The 16,555-nt window shown below is 54.7% G+C and carries 12 protein-coding genes; 11 read left to right on the forward strand and 1 reads right to left on the reverse strand.

Annotated elements, in window-relative coordinates; all coding sequences use genetic code 11:
- Positions 1-221: 221 nt before the first annotated feature.
- From SOM82_RS07230 to SOM82_RS07260, 7 genes are all read left to right on the forward strand, one after another.
- Entirely contained in the window at positions 222-2,354 is a 2,133-nt protein-coding gene (locus SOM82_RS07230; RefSeq protein ID WP_501083558.1) for a ComEC family protein, read from the forward strand.
- Between the two features lie 36 nt (positions 2,355-2,390).
- Positions 2,391-4,139, forward strand: a complete 1,749-nt coding sequence (gene msbA, locus SOM82_RS07235; protein ID WP_154127831.1) for a lipid A ABC transporter ATP-binding protein/permease MsbA — start codon at positions 2,391-2,393, stop codon at positions 4,137-4,139.
- Positions 4,136-5,113 carry a tetraacyldisaccharide 4'-kinase gene (lpxK, locus tag SOM82_RS07240; RefSeq protein ID WP_320460034.1) on the forward strand — a complete coding sequence of 326 codons (978 nt, stop codon included), beginning with the start codon at positions 4,136-4,138 and terminating at the stop codon, positions 5,111-5,113. The genes msbA and lpxK overlap by 4 nt, the downstream gene beginning before the upstream one ends.
- Before the next feature lie 43 nt (positions 5,114-5,156).
- Positions 5,157-6,386, forward strand: a complete 1,230-nt coding sequence (locus SOM82_RS07245; RefSeq protein ID WP_320460035.1) for a winged helix-turn-helix domain-containing protein — start codon at positions 5,157-5,159, stop codon at positions 6,384-6,386.
- Positions 6,387-6,431: 45 nt separating this feature from the next.
- A complete protein-coding gene (ycaR, locus tag SOM82_RS07250) occupies positions 6,432-6,614 on the forward strand; it encodes a protein YcaR (protein ID WP_154127834.1) in 183 nt (60 codons plus the stop codon).
- On the forward strand, positions 6,611-7,357 hold the full coding sequence (gene kdsB, locus SOM82_RS07255; RefSeq protein WP_320460036.1) for a 3-deoxy-manno-octulosonate cytidylyltransferase: 747 nt from the start codon (positions 6,611-6,613) through the stop codon (positions 7,355-7,357). The genes ycaR and kdsB overlap by 4 nt, the downstream gene beginning before the upstream one ends.
- 144 nt (positions 7,358-7,501) lie before the next feature.
- Positions 7,502-8,395, forward strand: a complete 894-nt coding sequence (locus tag SOM82_RS07260; protein WP_154127836.1) for a YcbJ family phosphotransferase — start codon at positions 7,502-7,504, stop codon at positions 8,393-8,395.
- On the opposite strand, the gene elyC is transcribed toward SOM82_RS07260, so the two are convergent.
- Complete coding sequence (gene elyC, locus SOM82_RS07265) at positions 8,372-9,151, reverse strand: envelope biogenesis factor ElyC (protein ID WP_320460037.1); 780 nt, start codon at positions 9,149-9,151, stop codon at positions 8,372-8,374. The two genes, SOM82_RS07260 and elyC, sit on opposite strands and share 24 nt — an antisense overlap.
- 124 nt (positions 9,152-9,275) lie before the next feature.
- On the opposite strand from elyC, the gene cmoM reads away from it, so the two are divergent.
- From cmoM to mukB, 4 genes are read left to right on the forward strand one after another with little or no spacing between them, the layout of a single operon-like run.
- Positions 9,276-10,055, forward strand: a complete 780-nt coding sequence (gene cmoM, locus SOM82_RS07270) for a tRNA uridine 5-oxyacetic acid(34) methyltransferase CmoM (RefSeq protein WP_154127838.1) — start codon at positions 9,276-9,278, stop codon at positions 10,053-10,055.
- A gap of 3 nt (positions 10,056-10,058) precedes the next feature.
- The gene (gene mukF, locus SOM82_RS07275; protein ID WP_154127839.1) at positions 10,059-11,381 is read left to right on the forward strand and encodes a chromosome partition protein MukF; all 1,323 of its coding nucleotides are present in this window, start codon (positions 10,059-10,061) and stop codon (positions 11,379-11,381) included.
- Entirely contained in the window at positions 11,362-12,066 is a 705-nt protein-coding gene (gene mukE / locus SOM82_RS07280; RefSeq protein ID WP_154127840.1) for a chromosome partition protein MukE, read from the forward strand. The genes mukF and mukE overlap by 20 nt, the downstream gene beginning before the upstream one ends.
- Complete coding sequence (gene mukB, locus SOM82_RS07285; RefSeq protein ID WP_320460038.1) at positions 12,066-16,514, forward strand: chromosome partition protein MukB; 4,449 nt, start codon at positions 12,066-12,068, stop codon at positions 16,512-16,514. Before mukE ends, mukB begins: the two co-directional genes overlap by 1 nt.
- Positions 16,515-16,555 lie beyond the last annotated feature (41 nt).

The raw sequence follows: 16,555 nt of genomic DNA on the forward strand, positions 1-16,555 counted from the left end.
ATCTCTTGAGCCTTGCTCGTAAACTCATTAATTCCCGGCTGACTCTCTGACTGTGCCACTGCACACTTGCGCAAAACAGGGAGATGTTCATGGGGATTCCATCACTGGGTGTGTGTCTGATTGCGGCCATATTGCCGCTGCTATGGCTACCGTCGTTACCTGGTTTGGCGGTGACCTGACTTTGTATCACTGCCGGTTTTTTGTTGGCATTACAGCGAGTAATGTACCTGCGCTACATCGGCATGTGGATGATTTTCTTCGCCTGGGGTGTGTTGGCAGCGCTGGAGTCCGTCTGGCCCATGCAGCATCTGACGGCCGGTCCGCAGCGTGCTGAAGTGGTCATCACGACAACCGATGGGGCGACAACCCATCAGGGCAGGATCATTCGCCTGAATGGCAAACCCTGGCGTTCAACAACGGGGATAACTCTTTACGGAAACTATCTGCCACAAGCGCCTTGCGCAGGGCAGCGTTGGGCGATGACGCTACGCCTTCGCGCCGTACATGGTGAGCTAAACGACGGCGGTTTTGACTCGCAGAGAAATGCTCTTGCCACTCACCAGCCGCTGAACGGGCGGTTTACGCATGCGCAAATCATAGATGCAACCTGCAGTATGCGGGCGCGTTATCTCTCATCGCTCACCTCAACACTCGCTTCTTACGCATGGGGCTCAGTGATGCTCGGATTGGGCATGGGAGAGCGGGTCGCGGTTACGCAGGAGATAAAAACGCTAATGCGGGAAACCGGCACGCTGCACCTGATGGCAATTTCGGGATTACATATCGCGCTCGTCGCATCAATGATCTGGTTTATTGCGCGCGGTATCCAGTTTTTTCTCCCGGCGCACTGGATTGGCTGGCGCTTCCCGCTGCTTGCCGGAATGTGCTTTGCTGCATTTTATGCATGGCTAACAGGAATGCAGCCGCCAGCGTTGCGTACTGTTGTATCACTTGCTGTCCTTGCCATGCTGCGCCTCAGCGGCAGGCAGTGGTCACCGTGGCAGGTTTGGGTATGTTGCGTGGCAGCGATACTGTTTGTTGATCCCCTGGCTGTTCTCTCACAAAGCCTGGCATTATCGGCGTTTGCCGTTGCGGCACTCATCTTCTGGTATCAGTGGCTACCTTTGCCCGCGATCATGTTATCCCGATGGCTAAAACCGCTGGTTAATCTACTGCATTTGCAGCTGGGCATGCTGATCCTACTACTGCCGCTACAGATCATTATTTTTCACGGGTTTAGTCTCTCATCGGTGATTGCCAATCTGTTCGCCGTACCGCTTGTCACGTTTATCTCTGTTCCGCTGATCCTGACTGCCATGTTGCTGCATCTTTTTCCATTGGCTCTGGTCGAGGCAAAGGTGTGGTTTTTAGCGGATCAATCATTGGCAGTGCTGTTTCGGGGATTAAAAGCATTACCGGACGGATGGATTGATATTGATGAGCGCTGGATATTTGTCACCTTAGTTTCATGGCTGGTGATTATTAGCTGGCGTTTACTCGCCTGGCGGGTAGTTCCTGCATCCTGCCTGGCAGGGAGTCTTCTGCTGACTTTCCCACTATGGAGGAGCGAGAAAACAGAAGGCTGGACGCTCCATATGCTGGACATTGGCCAGGGTCTGGCAATTGTTATTGAGCGTCACGGAAGGGCGATTATGTACGATACAGGGCTAGCCTGGCCGGGCGGCGACAGCGCAAAGTTACAAATTATTCCCTGGCTACGTTGGCATCATCTGACCCCGGAAGGGGTGATTATTAGCCATGAACATAGCGACCATATTGGCGGTTTACATTCGCTACAGGAGGCATGGCCCTCTATGTGGATCCGCAGCCCGTTAGGCTGGGCAGGACATCAACCCTGTTTTCGAGGTCAGCGCTGGCAATGGCAAGGCTTGACCTTCACGGCTCACTGGCCACCAAGGGAATATCAGGCGCAGGGGAATAACCGCTCGTGTGTTGTAAAAGTTGATGACGGCCAACACAGCGTCTTGTTAACTGGAGACATTGAAGCGAAGGCCGAGCAGGCAATGTTAAGTCATCACTGGCAATTTCTAACGTCTACACTTATCCAGGTGCCGCATCATGGGAGTAATACCTCTTCATCATTGGCGCTAATACAGCGTGTGGAGGGGAAAATCGCACTGGCTTCAGCAGCACGATATAACGCATGGCGGTTTCCGTCAGCGAAAGTGGTCAAACGTTATCGAAAGGAGGGCTATTCTTGGTTCGATACACCGCGATATGGGCAGATATCGGTAAGTTTTTCCTCGCATGGCTGGCAAATCCGTCGCTTACGAGATCAAATTTTACCTCGTTGGTATCATCAGTGGTTTGGCGCGCCCGTAGATAACGGGTAGAATATGCGGCTATTTCAACAAATGCTGGTTTTTTGAATGCATAACGACAAAGATCTCTCCACGTGGCAGACCTTCCGCCGACTCTGGCCGATGATTGCACCCTTTAAAGCAGGTCTGATGGTGGCGGCTGTCGCATTAATCCTCAACGCAGCCAGCGATACATTTATGCTATCGCTCCTTAAACCGTTACTGGACGACGGTTTTGCTAAAACGGATCGCTCAGTGTTGCTATGGATGCCTCTGGTGGTTATCGGACTGATGATCTTACGTGGCGTCACCAGCTATATCTCCAGCTACTGTATCTCCTGGGTATCCGGCAAAGTGGTGATGACCATGCGTCGTCGTCTCTTCAGCCACATGATGGGAATGCCTGTCGCGTTCTTTGACAAACAGTCCACTGGCACACTGCTGTCTCGTATCACCTACGATTCCGAGCAAGTCGCCTCGTCATCTTCCAGCGCGTTGATTACGGTGGTGCGTGAAGGCGCATCTATCATCGGCCTGTTTGTTTTGATGTTCTACTACAGCTGGCAGCTGTCTATCATTCTTATCGTGCTGGCTCCGATTGTCTCGATTGCCATTCGCGTGGTCTCAAAGCGTTTTCGTAGCATCAGTAAGAATATGCAGAATACGATGGGGCAGGTGACCACCAGCGCGGAGCAGATGCTGAAAGGGCATAAAGAAGTGCTCATTTTTGGCGGTCAGGAGATTGAAACCAAGCGCTTTGATAAAGTCAGCAACAAAATGCGTTTGCAGGGGATGAAGCTGGTGTCGGCCTCATCTATCTCCGATCCAATCATTCAGCTGATTGCATCTTTGGCCCTGGCATTCGTGCTTTATGCCGCAAGCTTCCCAAGCGTGATGGAAACATTGACCGCAGGTACTATCACCGTTGTCTTCTCGTCGATGATTGCGTTAATGCGCCCGCTTAAATCGCTGACCAACGTTAACGCTCAGTTCCAGCGCGGTATGGCAGCGTGTCAGACGCTGTTCAGTATCCTGGATTCTGAACAGGAAAAAGACGAAGGCAAACGTGTCATTGAACGTGCAGAGGGCAATGTTGAATTCCGCAATGTGACCTTCACCTATCCGGGACGCGAAGCGCCAGCTCTGCGTAATATCAGCCTGAATATTCCGGCGGGTAAAACGGTGGCACTGGTCGGGCGTTCGGGGTCGGGTAAATCCACCATCGCCAGTCTGATGACCCGTTTCTACGACATTGATGAAGGTGAAATCCTGTTAGACGGCCATGACCTGAGGGAATATACCCTTCAGTCGCTGCGTAATCAGGTGGCGCTGGTCTCCCAGAACGTCCATCTGTTTAACGATACGGTGGCGAACAACATCGCTTACGCGCGTACGGAAGAGTACAGCCGCGAGGCGATTGAGAACGCTGCGCGTATGGCCTACGCGATGGATTTCATCAATAAGATGGATAACGGTCTTGATACTATCATTGGTGAAAACGGTGTGCTGCTTTCTGGTGGCCAGCGTCAACGTATTGCCATTGCCCGTGCGTTACTGCGCGATAGCCCGATTTTAATTCTGGATGAAGCCACCTCCGCACTCGATACCGAGTCCGAACGAGCCATTCAGTCGGCGCTGGATGAGCTGCAGAAAAACCGCACCTCGCTTGTTATTGCTCACCGACTGTCGACTATCGAACAGGCCGACGAAATCGTTGTTGTGGAAGATGGTGTAATCGTTGAGCGTGGCAGCCATGCGGATCTGATTGCCCATCGTGGCGTCTACGCCCAGCTCCATAAAATGCAGTTTGGCGCATGATTGCACGCATCTGGTCCGGAGAATCGCCTCTGTGGCTGTTGCTGCTGCCGCTTTCCTGGCTGTATGGCCTGGTGAGCGGCATCATTCGCCTGAGCTATCGTCTGGGGATCAAGCGCTCATGGCGTGCGCCCGTGCCGGTCGTGGTGGTGGGGAACCTCACCGCGGGGGGCAATGGTAAAACCCCGGTCGTTATCTGGCTGGTGGAACAACTGACCGCCCGCGGTATCCGTGTCGGTGTGGTTTCACGGGGCTACGGCGGTAGAGCGGAGCACTATCCGCTTCTGCTGACGTCTCAAACCTCTACCGCAGAAGCCGGAGATGAGCCGGTCCTCATTTTTCAGCGAACCGGCGCGCCTGTTGCGGTATCTCCGAACCGTAGCGAAGCCGTGCAATCCCTGTTGGCTGCCCATCCTGTACAGCTCATTATCACTGACGATGGCTTACAGCATTATGCGCTCGCACGGGACAAAGAAATTGTGGTTATCGACGGTGAGCGCCGTTTCGGCAATGGCTGGTGGCTGCCTGCCGGGCCAATGCGTGAACGCGCGTCCCGCCTGCGCTCAGTCGATGCCGTGATTGTGAATGGCGGCGTTGCCCGAGCGGGTGAAATACCGATGCGTTTAAGCCCGGGTCAGGCGGTAAACCTTCTGACTGGCGAGCGTCGGGATGTGGCTCAGCTGCCTGCGCTTGTTGCAATGGCGGGTATTGGTCATCCGCCTCGCTTTTTTGCAACCCTGGAACAATGTGGTGCCCGTCTGGAAAGCAGATTCCCGCTGGCCGATCATCAGGCATTAAGTCCTGAAAGGGTTGAGCCCCTTGCAGCTTTGCATCAAAACCTGATCATGACCGAAAAAGATGCGGTCAAATGCCGCGCATTTGCCAGAGACAACTGGTGGTATCTGCCGGTCGATGCAGAACTGAGCGGTGAGCGGCCAGAACATTTGCTCCAGGAACTGCTCGCGCTGGTGCGCTAAAGACAGTGCGGTTCCGGTAGCGCGATAAAGAACAGGAAAACGCATGCCCATACCGCAACTTTCACTTTCTGCTGCACGACATCTTCATCTTGCCGCGCAGGGGCTTTTGAAAAAGCCTCGCCGACGTGCACAACCCGCCGATATTCTCTCAACCATTCAGCGCATGTCGCTGTTGCAAATCGATACGATCAATATCGTTGCCCGTAGTCCCTATCTGGTGCTTTTTAGCCGCCTGGGTAATTACCCATCCCAGTGGCTTGATGATGCGCTCCGTCGCGGTGAGCTCATGGAGTACTGGGCGCACGAGGCGTGTTTTCTACCGCGCAGTGATTTTGGCCTGGTGCGCCATCGGATGCTCGCGCCGGAGAAAATGGGCTGGAAATACCGTCAGGCGTGGATGCAGGAAAACGCAGACGAAATCGAGCAACTCATTGCACATATCCAGGACAAGGGGCCGGTCAGGTCCGCCGATTTTGAACATCCCCGCAAAGGCGCGAGCGGCTGGTGGGAGTGGAAACCGCAAAAACGTCATCTGGAAGGCCTTTTTACCTCAGGAAAAGTCATGGTGGTGGAGCGTCGTAATTTCCAGCGCGTCTATGATCTCACCCATCGCGTGATGCCTCACTGGGACGATAATAACGATCTGCTCAGTCAGGCGGCCGCAGAAGCCATCATGCTGGAGAACAGCGCACGAAGCCTGGGCATTTTCCGCACGCAGTGGCTGGCAGACTATTACCGTTTGCGCCAGCCAGATCTGAAACCGGTGCTTAAACATTGGCAGGATAACCATCAGGTGTTGCGCGTTGAGGTCGAGGGGCAAGGTGAGATGTGGCTGCATGAGGACCTGTTCCCGCTGCTGCCTCAGGCTCTGGCAGGCAAGCTTACTGCGTCGCACAGCGCCGTGTTATCGCCGTTTGATCCCCTTGTCTGGGATCGCAAGCGCGCAGAACAGTTGTTTGATTTCACCTATCGTCTGGAGTGCTATACCCCCGCAGCGAAACGCCAGTACGGATATTTTGTCCTCCCTTTGCTGCATAAAGGCCGGCTGGTTGGGCGTATGGATGCCAAAATGCACCGTAAGACAGGCGTGCTGGAAGTGATTTCGCTCTGGCTGGAAGAGGGGGTCAAAGCCAGCGCGACGCTGGAAAAAGGACTCACCCAGGCACTCAATGAATTTGCTGTCTGGCAGGGGGCCCGTCGGGTCACGTTAGCGCGATTGCCGGACGGACTTTTTGCCGGATGTCGGAGTGGTTGGGAAATAGACATAGCCTGAAAAAGGAATGTGATAAGCTTTAGCGATTACTGATACGGAGGAACTATGGATCACCGTTTACTTGAAATCATTGCCTGCCCGGTGTGCAACGGCAAACTCTATTACAGCCAGGATAAGCAAGAGCTGATTTGCAAACTGGATAACCTGGCATTTCCGCTGCGCGAGGGTATTCCTGTCCTGCTGGAAACCGAAGCCCGGACGCTTGCGGCAGAAGAGAGCAGGCCATGAGTTTCGTTGTCATTATTCCTGCGCGCTATGCATCAACCCGGTTACCGGGTAAGCCTCTGGTCGATATTAACGGCAAACCGATGATTGTTCATGTCCTGGACAGAGCGCGCGAATCAGGTGCCGAGCGTGTGATTGTTGCCACGGACCATGAAGAGGTCGCTCGTGCGGTCGAAGCCGCGGGTGGCGAGGTGTGTATGACGCGCGCCGATCATCAGTCGGGTACCGAAAGGCTGGCTGAAGTCGTCGAAAAATGCGGTTTTAGCGATGATACGGTGATTGTGAATGTGCAGGGCGATGAGCCGATGATCCCGGCGGTCATCATTCGTCAGGTCGCCGAAAATCTGGCACAGCGTCAGGTAGGAATGGCAACTCTCGCTGTGCCTATCCACCATGCGGAAGAGGCGTTTAACCCTAACGCTGTCAAAGTGGTGATGGATGCTGAAGGTTATGCACTCTATTTTTCCCGGGCGACGATTCCATGGGATCGCGACCGTTTTGCTGAATCTAAAGAAGCGATTGGCGATAATTTCCTGCGACATCTGGGAATTTACGGCTATCGTGCCGGTTTTATTCGCCGCTACGTTACCTGGGCACCAAGCCCGCTGGAGCAGATCGAAATGCTCGAACAGCTGCGTGTGCTCTGGTACGGCGAAAAGATCCATGTCGCGGTTGCTCAACAAGTTCCCGGTACTGGCGTGGATACCCCGGAAGATCTCGAACGCGTGAGAGCGGAATTGCGTTAATTGCCCAACATCCTCTCATTCGGGAGGATGTTTTTTTTATGTCTCCTTTCCCATTTTTCTTCCCTCAAATTGATCTTATCAGGGTGACATCCCCTCACGACGCGCTCATTATAAAATCAGTAGTCTTGATGGGGGTAATCTCATATGGAACAGTTGCGTGCCGAGCTTAGCCATCTGCTTGGGGAAAAACTCAGCCGGGTGGAGTGCGTAAACGAGAAGGCGGACACGTCGTTATGGTCGCTGTATGACAGTCACGGCAACCCGATGCCTTTAATGGCGAGAAGTTTTACCTCCCCGGGCGTGGCCAGGCAGCTGGCGTGGAAGATGTCCATGCTGGCGAAAAGCGGTACGGTCCGCATGCCCACGGTGTATGGGATCATGACCCACGAAGAGCATCCAGGGCCTGATGTGCTGTTGATTGAGCGCTTGCGTGGCGTTCCGGTGGAAGCACCTGCCCGCACCCCGGATCGATGGGAACAGCTGAAAGATCAGATCGTCGAAGCGCTGCTGGCCTGGCACCGACAGGACAGCCACGGGCTGGTGGGTCCCGTAGACAGCACCCAGGAAAATCTCTGGCCGCTCTGGTATCGTCAGCGGGTTGAAGTGCTGTGGGGTACGCTAAATCAGTTCAATAACACCGGTCTGAGTATGCAGGATAAACGTATTCTGTTCCGTACCCGGGAATGTCTGCCTGTGATGTTTGAGGGCTTTAACGATAACTGCGTGCTGGTGCATGGCAATTTTACGCTGCGTAGCATGCTGAAAGATGCTCGCAGCGATCAGCTGCTGGCGATGGTTGGGCCGGGTATCATGCTGTGGGCGCCTCGCGAGTATGAATTATTCCGTTTAAGCGAGAGTGGTCTGGCGGAAAGTTTACTCTGGCATTATCTGCAGCGTGCGCCAGTCTCGGAATCTTTCCTCTGGCGACGCTGGCTGTATCTCTTATGGGATGAGGTGGCGCAGTTAGTAAATACCGGGCGGTTTAACCGCGCCAACTTTGATATGGCTTCAAAATCACTTTTGCCCTGGCTCGCCTGACTCACCTTTAAGCCACTGCCAGAGTCGCCCAAGTGTTTCATAGCCTACGCGATCGCTGTGCATCAGCCATACTGGTGACGGGATCGCGCGTTCCCACGGATTTAGCGGGGCATCTATCGCCAGCTGGTTAGCTGGCGCAGGTAACGGATGCAACCCGGCCTGTTCAAAGAAAATCATTGCTCGCGGTAAATGTGAAGCGGATGTCACCAGCAGGAAAGGGGCGTCGCCGATGGCCTGTTTCACGGCCGCAGCTTCTTCTTCCGTATCTTTTGGGCTGTCGAGCGTGATAATCGCCGATCGCGGAACGCCGAGCGATTCCGCCACGCGCGCCCCCGCTTCAGCCGTGCTCACCGGATTAGTTTTTGCCGCTGCGCCCGTAAAAATCATCGTTGATCCTGGATTCGCCAGCCACAGACGAATGCCCTCGTTGAGGCGCGGAAGACTGTTATTGATCAAGTTTGAACTGGGGGCCCATGAGGCATCCCAGGTATAGCCGCCGCCAAGCACCACGATGTATGCCGCTTTTTGATTTCCCTGCCATGTCGGGTACTTATCTTCAATCGGGCGCAACAGTCCGTCAGCAACGGGCTGCAGACTTAACAGCAGCAGAATCAGCCATCCCGTCGTGACGACCAGTTTTCCACTTTTCTGAAAGCGGGTGAACCACACCAACAGCAGCCCCAATCCAATGAGCAGCAGCAGGAGAGGAAGGGGAAGCATCATGCCTCCGATATATTTTTTTAGGGTAAAAAGCATCCTTTTTGGTTCCTTTTTTAACCATACAGCAGGTGATTACACGCGATATTACACCAGAGAGGTTCATTCTCCGCGCGGGTGTGACAAAATAGCGGTTTTGCTGCTAGCGGATGGAACTCTCCCAATGCGGGATCGCAATTTTGATGACATCGCGGAAAAGTTTTCGCGGAACATTTACGGTACAACCAAGGGGCAGTTACGTCAGACGATCCTCTGGCAGGATCTCGATAACTTACTTGCCGACCTGGGTGACCGAAAGTTGCGGGTTCTGGATGCAGGCGGCGGTGAAGGTCAGACGGCCATTTTGATGGCGCAGCGCGGCCATCACGTCACGCTTTGCGATCTTTCTGCGGAGATGGTTGCGCGAGCAAAACGCGCAGCTGAAGAGAAAGGTGTGAGCGAGAACATGCATTTTATACATTGCGCCGCTCAGGACATTGCGCAGCATTTGGAAACTCAGGTTGATCTGATATTGTTTCATGCTGTGCTGGAATGGGTTGCCGAGCCTCAGGACATGTTAAAAACGCTGTGGTCGGTGCTCTGCCCCGGCGGCGCATTGTCGCTGATGTTCTACAATGCAAACGGCCTGTTGATGCGCAACGTGCTGGTGGGCAATTTTGGCTATGTGCAGCAGGGAATGTATAAAAAGAAACGACGCACGCTTTCACCGGATTTTCCCCGCGATCCCCAGCTTGTCTATGGCTGGCTGGAGGCCATTGGCTGGGAGATCACCGGCAAAACGGGCGTAAGGGTGTTTCATGATTATCTGCGCGATAAACAAAAGCAGCACGACTGTTTTGACGCCTTAACAGAAATAGAAACGCGGTATTGTCGCCAGGAGCCGTTTGTCAGCCTTGGCCGCTATATTCATGTCACCGCGCGCAAGCCGCAGATGCAAGGATAACCTATGAGTGAATTTTCCCAGACAGTCCCCGAACTGGTTGGCTGGGCCAGGAAAAACGATTTCTCCATCTCGCTGCCGGTCGACAGACTTTCATTTCTGCTGGCGGTCGCTACGCTGAACGGCGAGCGTCTGGATGGAGAGATGAGCGAGGGTGAACTGGTGGACGCGTTCCGCCACGTCAGTGATGCGTTTGAGCAAACCAGCGAAACCATTAACGTGCGTGCCAACAACGCGATCAACGATATGGTGCGTCAACGTCTGCTGAACCGCTTTACCAGCGAGCAGGCAGAAGGAAACGCCATTTATCGTCTGACGCCACTGGGCATCGGTATCACCGACTATTACATTCGCCAGCGCGAATTCTCCACGCTGCGCCTTTCCATGCAGCTGTCGATTGTCGCAGGCGAGCTGAAGCGCGCGGCGGATGCGGCGGACGAGAATGGCGATGAATTTCACTGGCATCGCAACGTCTATGCGCCGCTGAAATATTCAGTCGCAGAAATTTTCGACAGTATCGATCTCACCCAGCGTCTGATGGACGAGCAGCAGCAGCAGGTAAAAGACGATATTGCGCAACTGCTGAATAAAGACTGGCGTGCCGCTATCTCCAGCTGTGAACTGCTGTTGTCCGAAACCTCCGGTACGCTGCGAGAACTGCAGGACACGCTGGAAGCGGCGGGCGATAAACTTCAGGCAAACCTGCTGCGCATTCAGGATGCGACGCTGGCGCACGACGATCTGCATTTTGTCGATCGTCTGGTGTTTGATCTGCAAAGCAAGCTTGACCGTATTATCAGTTGGGGCCAGCAATCGATCGATCTGTGGATTGGTTATGACCGCCACGTGCATAAATTTATCCGTACCGCCATTGATATGGATAAAAACCGGGTGTTCGCCCAGCGTCTGCGTCAGTCGGTACAAACTTATTTTGATGCGCCGTGGGCGCTGACCTACGCCAACGCCGATCGTCTGCTGGATATGCGCGACGAAGAGATGACGTTGCGTGATGAAGAGGTGACCGGTGAACTGCCACCGGATCTGGAGTTTGAAGAATTCAACGAAATTCGTGAACAACTTGCGGCCATGATCGAAGAACAGCTGGCGGTCTATAAAACCAGACAAGTGCCGCTGGATCTCGGACTCGTGGTGCGAGACTATCTGGCGCAATATCCACGTGCGCGCCATTTCGATATTGCCCGCATCGTCGTCGACCAGGCCGTGCGTCTGGGCGTCGCGCAAGCAGATTTCACCGGACTGCCGCCGAAGTGGCAGCCGATTAACGATTACGGAGCCAAGGTACAGGCGCATGTCATTGACAAATATTGAACAAGTGATGCCAGCCAAACTGGCCCAGGCGCTGGCAAATCCGTTATTTCCGGCGCTGGACAGCCAGCTGCGTGCCGGTCGTCACATTGGTCTTGACGAGCTGGACAACCACGCTTTTCTGATGGACTTCCAGGAATATCTGGAAGAGTTTTACGCCCGCTATAACGTCGAGCTGATTCGCGCACCAGAAGGGTTCTTCTACCTGCGTCCGCGTTCTACCACGTTAATCCCGCGTTCCGTTTTATCTGAACTGGACATGATGGTCGGCAAAATTCTTTGCTATCTCTATCTGAGCCCGGAGCGTCTGGCCAACGAAGGTATCTTCACGCAGCAAGAGCTTTACGATGAGCTGTTGAGCCTGGCGGATGAAGGCAAGTTGCTGAAGCTGGTGAACAACCGTTCTACCGGTTCGGATCTGGATCGCCAGAAGCTCCAGGAAAAAGTGCGCTCTTCCCTGAACCGTCTGCGTCGTCTGGGCATGGTCTGGTTTATGGGTCATGACAGCAGCAAATTCCGCATCACCGAATCCGTGTTCCGCTTCGGTGCGGATGTGCGTACGGGTGACGATCCGCGTGAAGCGCAGCTGCGCATGATTCGCGACGGTGAAGCTATGCCGGTAGAAAACCATTTGCAGCTCAATGATGAGCATGAAGACAATCAGCCGGATAGCGGGGAGGAAGAGTAATGATTGAACGCGGTAAATTTCGCTCACTAACGCTGATTAACTGGAACGGCTTCTTTGCCCGAACCTTCGATCTGGATGAGCTGGTCACCACGCTCTCCGGCGGTAACGGGGCGGGTAAATCGACGACCATGGCGGCGTTCGTGACGGCGCTGATCCCCGATTTAACCCTGCTGCATTTCCGTAACACCACTGAAGCGGGCGCAACAAGCGGTTCCCGTGATAAAGGTCTGCACGGTAAGCTGAAAGCGGGCGTCTGTTATTCGGTTCTGGACGTGATTAACTCGCGTCACCAGCGCGTGGTGGTTGGTGTGCGTCTGCAACAAGTGGCAGGCCGCGACCGTAAAGTCGACATCAAACCGTTCGCTATCCAGGGGCTGCCAACCTCCGTTCAGCCAACCGCGCTGTTGACGGAAACGCTCAACGAGCGTCAGGCTCGCGTGCTGACGCTTCAGGAGCTAAAAGACAAACTCGAAGAGATTGAAGGCGTTCAGTTTAAACAGTTCAACTCGATCACCGATTACCACTCGCTGATGTTCGATCTGGGCGTTGTGGCGCGCCGCCTGCGCACTGCGTCTGACCGTAGCAAATACTATCGCCTGATTGAAGCCTCGCTGTATGGCGGTATTTCCAGCGCAATCACCCGCTCACTTCGTGATTATCTGTTGCCGGAAAACAGCGGCGTGCGCAAAGCCTTCCAGGACATGGAAGCGGCTCTGCGCGAAAACCGGATGACGCTGGAAGCGATTCGTGTCACCCAGTCTGACCGCGACCTGTTTAAGCATTTGATCAGCGAAGCCACCAACTACGTGGCCGCAGACTATATGCGACACGCCAACGAGCGTCGTATCCATCTGGATAAGGCGCTGGAGTATCGCCGCGAACTTTTCACCTCGCGCAAACAGCTGGTGGCCGAGCAGTACAAACACGTTGAGATGGCGCGTGAACTGGGCGAACACAACGGTGCAGAAGGCGATCTGGAAGCTGATTATCAGGCGGCCAGCGATCATCTGAACCTGGTTCAGACCGCACTGCGTCAGCAGGAAAAAATCGAGCGCTACGAAGCGGATCTCGATGAGCTGCAAATTCGTCTTGAAGAACAAAACGAAGTCGTGGCCGAAGCCGTCGATAAACAGGAAGAGAACGAAGCTCGTGCCGACGCCGCAGAGCTGGAAGTGGATGAGCTGAAAAACCAGCTTGCCGATTACCAGCAGGCGCTGGATGTCCAGCAGACGCGGGCGATTCAGTATACCCAGGCCCTGCAGGCCTTACAGCGTGCCAAAGAGCTGTGTCACCTTCCGGATTTGACCCCGGAAAGCGCCGACGAGTGGCTGGAAACCTTCCAGGCAAAAGAACAAGAAGCGACGGAGAAATTGCTCTCCCTCGATCAGAAAATGAGTGTGGCGCAGGCCGCGCACAGTCAGTTTGAACAGGCGTACCAGTTGGTCGCGGCGATCAACGGCCCTCTGGCGCGAAGCGATGCCTGGGAAGTGGCGCGCGAGTTGCTGCGTGACGGCGTGAATCAGCGCCATCTGGCGGAACAGGTTCAGCCGCTGCGTATGCGCCTGAACGAGCTGGAACAGCGTCTGCGTGAGCAGCAGGAGGCTGAGCGTCTGCTGGCTGAGTTCTGCAAACGTCATGGGAAGAATGTCGACATCGACGATCTGGAAACGCTGCATCAGGAGCTGGAAGCGCGTATCGCTTCGCTCTCTGACAGTGTCTCCAGCGCCAGCGAGCAGCGGATGACGCTGCGGCAGGAACTGGAGCAGCTTCAGTCCCGCACTCAAACCTTGCTGCAACGTGCCCCAGTCTGGTTAGCCGCGCAAAGCAGTCTGAATCAGCTCAGCGAGCAGTGCGGTGAAGAGTTTGAATCCAGCCAGGATGTCACTGAATATCTGCAACAATTACTCGAGCGCGAGCGCGAAGCCATCGTGGAACGCGACGAAGTGGGCACGCGTAAACGTATCGTTGACGAGGAAATTGAACGTTTAAGCCAGCCAGGCGGCGCTGAAGATGCCCGTCTTAATGCGCTGGCGGAACGGTTCGGCGGCGTGCTGCTTTCTGAGATCTACGACGACGTTAGTCTTGAAGATGCCCCTTACTTCTCAGCGCTGTATGGCCCGTCGCGTCATGCGATCGTGGTTCCGGATCTCTCGCTGATTGCCGAACAACTGGAAGGTCTCGAAGATTGCCCGGAAGATCTCTATCTGATCGAAGGGGATCCGCAGTCCTTTGACGATAGTGTCTTCACCGTGGATGAGCTGGAGAAAGCGGTGGTCGTCAAAGTTGCCGATCGCCAGTGGCGTTACTCGCGCTTCCCAACGCTGCCGCTGTTTGGGCGCGCAGCGCGTGAAAACCGTATCGAAAGCCTGCACGCCGAACGTGAAACCTTGTCAGAGCGTTTTGCGACGCTGTCATTTGACGTGCAAAAAACGCAGCGTTTACACCAGGCGTTTAGTCGCTTTATCGGCAGCCACGTTGCGGTGGCGTTTGAGGCCGATCCCGAAGCCGAGATTCGCAAGCTCAACACCCGTCGTGGTGAACTTGAGCGCGCCCTGAGCAATCATGAAAATGATAATCAGCAGAGCCGCGTGCAGTTTGAACAGGCGAAAGAGGGCGTTGCAGCCCTGAACCGTATCCTGCCGCGTCTGAATCTGCTGGGTGACGAAACGCTGGCCGATCGCGTGGATGAAATCCAGGAACGCCTGGATGAAGCGCAGGAAGCGGCCCGCTTTGTGCAGCAGCACGGGAATCAACTGGCGAAGCTGGAGCCGGTGCTGTCGGTTCTGCAAAGCGATCCAGAACAGTATGAGCAGCTGAAAGAAGATTATGCGTACTCGCAGCAGATGCAGCGTGATGCGCGTCAGCAGGCGTTTGCGCTGACGGAAGTGGTCCAGCGTCGCGCTCACTTTGGCTACAGCGATTCGGCAGAAATGCTGAGCGGTAATAGCGATCTGAACGAAAAACTGCGCCAGCGTCTGGAGCAAGCGGAAGCGGAACGTAGCCGTACCCGTGAAGCTCTGCGCAGCCACGCGGCACAGTTGGGCCAGTACAATCAGGTTCTGGCGTCGCTGAAAAGCTCATTTGATACCAAGAAAGAGCTCTTAACCGATCTGCATAAAGAGTTGCAGGATATCGGCGTTCGCGCGGACAGCGGGGCGGAAGAGCGTGCACGTATTCGTCGCGACGAACTCCATAGCCAGTTGAGCAATAACCGCGCGCGTCGTCATCAGCTGGAAAAAGCCCTGACGCTGTGCGAGGCGGAGATGGATAACCTGACCCGTCGTCTGCGCAAGCTGGAGCGTGATTATCATGAGATGCGCGAACAGGTTGTCAGCGCGAAAGCGGGCTGGTGTGCCGTAATGCGCATGGTGAAAGACAACGGCGTCGAGCGTCGTCTGCATCGCCGCGAGCTGGCCTATCTTTCCGGTGATGAACTGCGCTCTATGTCGGATAAGGCGTTGGGTGCGTTGCGTCTCGCGGTGGCGGATAATGAACATCTGCGCGATGTACTGCGTATGTCTGAAGATCCAAAACGTCCGGAGCGTAAAATTCAGTTCTTCGTGGCGGTTTATCAGCACCTGCGTGAACGTATCCGCCAGGACATTATCCGTACTGACGATCCGGTTGAAGCGATCGAACAGATGGAGATTGAACTGGGACGCCTGACAGAAGAGTTGACGTCTCGTGAGCAGAAGCTGGCGATCAGCTCCCGCAGCGTGGCGAACATTATTCGCAAAACGATCCAGCGCGAGCAGAACCGCATCCGCATGCTAAACCAGGGCCTGCAAAGTGTTTCGTTCGGCCAGGTGAACAGCGTGCGTCTGAACGTCAACGTTCGCGAAGCGCACGCCACATTACTGGATGTCCTTTCTGAACAGCACGAGCAGCATCAGGATCTGTTCAACAGCAATCGTCTGTCCTTCTCCGAAGCGCTGGCGAAGCTGTATCAGCGCCTCAATCCGCAGATTGACATGGGACAACGTACGCCGCAAACCATCGGCGAAGAGCTACTCGATTACCGTAACTATCTGGAAATGGAAGTTGAGGTTAACCGTGGCTCTGACGGCTGGCTGCGAGCGGAATCCGGTGCATTGTCGACCGGTGAAGCGATTGGTACCGGTATGTCAATTCTGGTGATGGTCGTGCAGAGCTGGGAAGATGAAGCGCGTCGTTTGCGTGGCAAGGATATCTCGCCGTGCCGTCTGCTATTCCTCGATGAAGCCGCACGTCTGGATGCCCGCTCTATCGCAACGTTGTTTGAGCTTTGCGATCGCCTGGATATGCAGTTGATTATTGCCGCACCGGAGAACATCAGTCCTGAGAAAGGGACGACGTACAAACTTGTGCGTAAAGTCTTCCAGAATACCGAACACGTTCATGTGGTTGGGCTGCGCGGTTTTGCTCCGCAACCGCCTGAGTCATTGCCGGGAACGGCTGACGCTTCTTAACGCGTTTTGATGAAAAGGGCGGCACAAGGGTGCTGCCCTTT

This window comes from Lelliottia sp. CFBP8978 (assembly GCF_034046055.2).
Classification (GTDB): Bacteria; Pseudomonadota; Gammaproteobacteria; order Enterobacterales; family Enterobacteriaceae; genus Enterobacter.